Here is a 4,899-nt window from a genome sequence, read left to right as displayed (position 1 = left end):
GGGAACCAGCGGTCGCCCAGTCCGGCGACGAACGCGCTGCCCGCGGCGCCGCCCGCCGCCATGCCCAGATACAGGGCCGAACTGTTGAGGGAGATGAGCAGGGGCGCGTTGGCCGGGTCGAGGGACGCCATCCGGTGGGGGAGGGCGACCGACACCGTCCAGCCGGCGAGCGGGCTCACCACCGCGTACGCGAGGGCGCCCGGCAGCGTCGCGGCGGCCCACGGCAGGGCCGCGAAGGCGGCGGCCGTTACCGCGCTGCCGGTGAGCAGTACCCGCCGCACGCCGAACCGGTCCACCAGGCGCCCGCCGAGCCAGCTGCCCGCGACCGACGCGACGCCCGACGCCAGCAGGACCAGGCTGAGCCGCGCCGGGTCGCCGCCGGTGGCGGGGCGTACGGCGGTGGCCAGGTAGATGTAGACGGACTGGAAGGCGAGGAAGAAGACCAGGGTGGTGGCGGCGGCGCCCAGCACCCGGCGGTCGCCCAGCGGCGTGAGGCGGGCCCGCAGGCCGGGGGCCGTCGCGGGCGGGGCGGGCAGGTCGCGGAGCTTCAGCGCGAGGCCCGCGAAGGCGGCGGCGCCCAGCGCGACGACCAGCCACATGGTCGGCCGCCAGTCGGCGCGGCCGATCCAGGTACCCAGCGGGACGCCCAGCGCGGTGGCCACGGTCATGCCGCCCAGCACCGTGGCCAGGGCCCGGCCGCGGTGCTCCGGGGGGACGACGGTGGTGGCGACGGCGTTGGCGGTCGGGGTGTAGAGGGCGGCCCCGGCGGCGGCCAGGACCCGGGTGGCCAGCAGCGTCCCGTAGTCGGGGGCGAGGGCGCTGAGCGCGTTGGCCGTGGTGAACACGGCGAGCGCGGTCAGCAGCAGCCGGCGGCGCGGCCAGCGGGCGGTGAGGGTGGCGAGGGGCGGGGCGAGCAGGGCGTACGCCAGAGCGAAGACGGTGACCAGCTGGCCGGCCGCCGGGACGGAGACTCCCAGGTCACCGGCGATGCGGCCGAGTATCCCGGCCATCACCATCGAGTCGGTGCCCACGGCGAAGGTGCCGAGGGCGAGCAGCAGCAGACGGAGACGCACGGGTCCCTCCGGAAGGAGAAATGGTTTGATGCTCGCCAAACAATTGGGGATTGGTGGATGATTGTCAAACGATCGCGTACGGAGGAGGACGCCATGGGAGAAGAACTGCTGCCGCAGCCCGCCACCGCGGACATCGCACTCGTCAAGGTGCTGCACGCCCTCGGCGACCCCGTCCGCCTACGGCTGCTGGCCGTCTACGCCGACGGCGAGGAGCACACCTGCGACCCCCGTCTGCTCGGCCTCGAACAGCTCCACAAGTCGACGGTCTCCCACCACATGCGCGTGCTGCGCGAGGCGGGCATCACCTCCACCCGGACCGCCGGACGCAACCGCTTCGTCCGGCTCCGCCGCGACGACCTCGACGCCCGCTTCCCCGGACTCCTCGGCGCACTCCTCGGCGCACTCGACCGCTGACCGGCCGTGAAAAATGACTCCGCGTCAGGAAGTGGTGGTGAGACGGGCGATGCGGTCCTCGTCGCCGGTGCGCGGGCAGGTGACGCAGGTGTCCTCGGGACGCAGGGTGTAGTACAGGCAGCAGCTCGCGCGGTCCCGCGTCGGCAGCGCCTGGCCGGCCGGACCGGTCAGCTCGCGGAAGCCCGCGCCGGACGCGTACGGGGCGGTGCCGCCGGGCAGCAGCCGCCCCAGCTCGGCCACCGCGCGCCGCTCCTCGCCCAGCAGATGGCCCACGTACCACAGACCCTCGGCGACCTCGTCCGACACCATGCCCCACAGGGCCCGCGGCCCGCGCCGCATCCGCGGGCGGAACGCCTCCAGCACCGGCTCCAGATGCCCGGCCACCGCCGCCCGCACCTCGGCGCGCAACGCGTCCTCACCCGCCACCACCCGCGCCCCCGGCAGCCCGCCCGCGGGATCACCCGGAAGACACGCGAACGTCCGCACCCGTACCGCCATCCGGCCCTGCTCACGGTGGAACGCGACATCGCCCGCCGCGAAACGCGGCACCCGGCGCGACAGGAACCAGGGGACGGTGACCAGCAGGCAGGCGGGCCACGCGTAACGGTGCAGCGCGAAGCTCGCGACGACGTCCGGACGGGCCCGCCGCCCGTGGTCGCGCACGATCTGCGCGTCGTCCCGGGCGAGGAAGGCGTCCAGTGCCGCGCCGCCGTCGGCCAGCGCGGCCGCGGTCACCCAGCCGCCGCCCGAGGGCAGGGCGGAGGCGGCCTCGCTCACCCGGAGTCCGGGGAACACCTCGGCGAGCCGGGCGTACGCGCCGGCGAGCGGAGTGGTGACAGGGGCGTCGGCGAAGGCAGGTGTCATGCGGAGGACCACCGAATCGCGATCGTTTGCAGGTAAGCCTTACCTTATCCAAAGACCGTACCCGGAACCGTCGCGCGACGAAACCGCACCTCGGACGCATCATCGGCCCGCACTCCTCTAAGGTGCTGGGGATGTCAGGAGAAAGCGCAATGGAGCAGGGCAGGGCGGAACCCACGTCACGGAACCGGGTACCCGCACAACCCGGTCCCGCCGCACCGCGCAGGCCCCAGCGGCACTCCGTCCGCGCCCAGGTCCTCACCGCGCTGCGCCAGGCACTGGCCGCCGGCGAACTGCTGCCCGGCCAGGTCTACTCCGCGCCCGCGCTCGCCGCGCGCTACGGCGTCTCCGCGACCCCGGTGCGCGAGGCGATGCAGCAACTCGCCGTCGAGGGCGCCGTCGAGGTCGTCCTCAACCGCGGCTTCCGGATCGCCGAGTACAGCGCCCGCGACCTCGCGGAGATCGCCGAGGTGCGGACCATGCTGGAGGTACCGGCCGTCGTACGACTGGCCGGTACGCGGCCCCCCGAAAGCTGGGAGGAGTTGCGGCCGCTCGCCGCGGCCGGCGTCGCGGCGGCGGCGAGCGGGGACCGGGCCGGATACGCCGAGGCGGACCGTCGCTTCCACCGCGCGCTGCTCTCCCTCACCGGCAACCACCGGCTGGTCCGGGTCGCCGACGATCTGCTGGTGCGCGCCCAGGGCCCGTCCGGCGGCCGCCGGATGCCCGCCGCCGCGCTCCCGCAGCACGCGGCGGAGCACCTGGCACTGCTCGACGCCCTGGCGGACCGGCGCTACGCGCTCGTCGAACGCCTCGTCAGGGAGCATCTGTCGGCCGCGCGGCACACCAACCTTCCGGCGGGCGAGGCGGGCTGACGGCCCGTCGGCGCCGCCTCAGAGGGCCAGCAGCTCCGGCAGCGGCAGCGCCTCGGCGTCGGCCGGGGGACGGGAGAGATACAGCTCGGCGTGGTAGTAGCCGTCCGACTCCTTGCCCGCCGGGGACAGGCCGCGCCGCGCCAGCTCGCTGAGGACGGCCCGCCGCTCGTCCTCACCGGCGAACCGCCGCTGCCGGAACGTACGGGTCGTCAGCTTCTCCGTCACCAGCCCGGCGTGCTCCAGCAGCGCGGCGACCGGCTCGTACGGCACGGTGCGCAGCACGAACGAGGCGACCCACGGCGGCGCGGCCACACAGTCCGTCAACCGGGAGAAGGTCTTGGCGGTGATGTAGCCGACGCCGCCGGTCACGGTGATCAGATCGGTGCCGGCCAGGGCCCCGCGCAGCCGCGGGCTCGGCTCGTCCTCCTCCAGGTTCTCCGCGAAACCGTCGTCGAGGACGCCGGCGTCACGGGCGTAGCCGACGGCGTGGTCCGCGACGTCGATGCCGATCACCCGGGACGCGCCGGGGCGGCGGCGGGCGGCGAAGAACGCGCCGTCCTCCCGCGCGGCCCGGTCGGCGGGGAGGGCGCCCGCGTCGTGCCCGTCGTAACGGGCGTACAGGTCGGTGAGGGTGAGCCGGTGGTTGAGCAGGGCCGCGTTGATGCCGTAGGAGCAGCACAGGTCCACCACGGTCAGCGGGGAACGGCCGCCGCGGAGCCCGCACAGGGCGTCCACCGCGACCCGGAACACCGCCTGCCCGTGGTGCGGGATCTGGTAGTCGAGCGGGTGCAGGGTACTGAAGTAGCGCCGTGGATCCGGGCAGTTGTAGATCGCCGCGAAATCCGCCTTGCCCCAGTCGGCTGATGCGGTGGTGCGGATAGCTCCTGTTGCCACGGTGGCCTCCTGAAAGGCTCGCGAAAGTGGGGGGAGCCGGCGCTGCGGCCCCGGACCAGCATCCAGTCCCGCCACCGGTGCCGCACTGCGGCTTGCGGCCATTCTCGGGGCAGGAGAGGACACGACTGATCATGACCGTCCGCGCCCCGGGCGGTTGCATCCGCCCCGCGAAGAACTCCCGCACCACCCGCACGGCCCTGCGCGGCGCCCGATCCGGCCCCGCCACCGTGCACATCCGGCCAATGACGGGCGGACGCGGCATGGCCGAGGGCGGGGGGTTGACGGACGGGGGCACGCGGGCCGCGCCCGCGCGCCCCCGCGGTCGCGCCGGGGAGCGACCGCGTCCGCTACGAGGCCGGGGCCTCGTCGATCCGGTCGGCCAGCCAGGTGGGCAGCCCGCCCATGAGCCGGAACAACCGGGCGGCCTCGGCCCGCAGATGCTCCGCGTCCGCCTCCGGCGCCGCGTCCGCCAGCGACACCAGCGCCGGCGCCGTACCGACCAGGAACCCCAGCTCCTCCCGGATGCGCACCGACTCGCCGAACCCGTGCCGCGCCTCCGCCACATCCCCCTCCCGCAGGGCGAGTCCGGCGAGATGCCGCCACGTCGAGGAGAGCAGCAGCAGATCACCGCGGGCGGCGGCGCCCGTGTGGGCGCGGTGGTAGGCGGCGCGCGCCGACTGCGGGCTGTCGGCGATGTGATCGGCCATCAGCCCGCGCCGCAGGTCCAGCAGCGGACGGCTCGCCGCGTCCGGGGCGAGCAGGGCGGCGGCCCGGCCGAGCGCGGA

The 4,899-nt window shown here is 75.0% G+C and carries 5 protein-coding genes and 1 pseudogene; 2 read left to right on the top strand and 4 right to left on the bottom strand.

Annotated elements, in window-relative coordinates; genetic code table 11:
* Positions 1–1,073 (bottom strand): MFS transporter (locus AC51EU_RS27025; RefSeq protein WP_496269707.1); only part of this gene is annotated, 1,073 nt, incomplete at its 3' end.
* Between the two features lie 93 nt (positions 1,074–1,166).
* Between AC51EU_RS27025 and AC51EU_RS27020 the strand changes: the two genes are divergently transcribed.
* Positions 1,167–1,487, top strand: a complete 321-nt coding sequence (locus tag AC51EU_RS27020; RefSeq protein ID WP_496269706.1) for an ArsR/SmtB family transcription factor — start codon at positions 1,167–1,169, stop codon at positions 1,485–1,487.
* Between the two features lie 24 nt (positions 1,488–1,511).
* Here AC51EU_RS27020 and AC51EU_RS27015 read toward each other — a convergent pair whose 3' ends face one another.
* Positions 1,512–2,351 (bottom strand): (2Fe-2S)-binding protein, encoded by an 840-nt coding sequence (locus AC51EU_RS27015; RefSeq protein ID WP_496269705.1) that lies wholly within the window; start codon positions 2,349–2,351, stop codon positions 1,512–1,514.
* A gap of 149 nt (positions 2,352–2,500) precedes the next feature.
* Here AC51EU_RS27015 and AC51EU_RS27010 point away from each other — a divergent pair, with 149 nt between their 5' ends.
* Complete coding sequence (locus AC51EU_RS27010; RefSeq protein ID WP_496269704.1) at positions 2,501–3,220, top strand: GntR family transcriptional regulator; 720 nt, start codon at positions 2,501–2,503, stop codon at positions 3,218–3,220.
* 18 nt (positions 3,221–3,238) lie between these two features.
* Here AC51EU_RS27010 and AC51EU_RS27005 read toward each other — a convergent pair whose 3' ends face one another.
* Both AC51EU_RS27005 and AC51EU_RS27000 read right to left on the bottom strand, forming a co-directional pair.
* Positions 3,239–4,114 (bottom strand): hypothetical protein, encoded by an 876-nt coding sequence (locus AC51EU_RS27005; RefSeq protein WP_496269703.1) that lies wholly within the window; start codon positions 4,112–4,114, stop codon positions 3,239–3,241.
* A gap of 347 nt (positions 4,115–4,461) precedes the next feature.
* Positions 4,462–4,899, bottom strand: a pseudogene (locus tag AC51EU_RS27000) (hypothetical protein); the annotation flags it as partial.

The sequence above is a fragment of the Candidatus Streptomyces philanthi genome (genome assembly GCF_059553635.1).
Note: the sequence above shows the minus strand (reverse complement) of the source record. Positions and strands in the feature narration are given on the sequence as shown.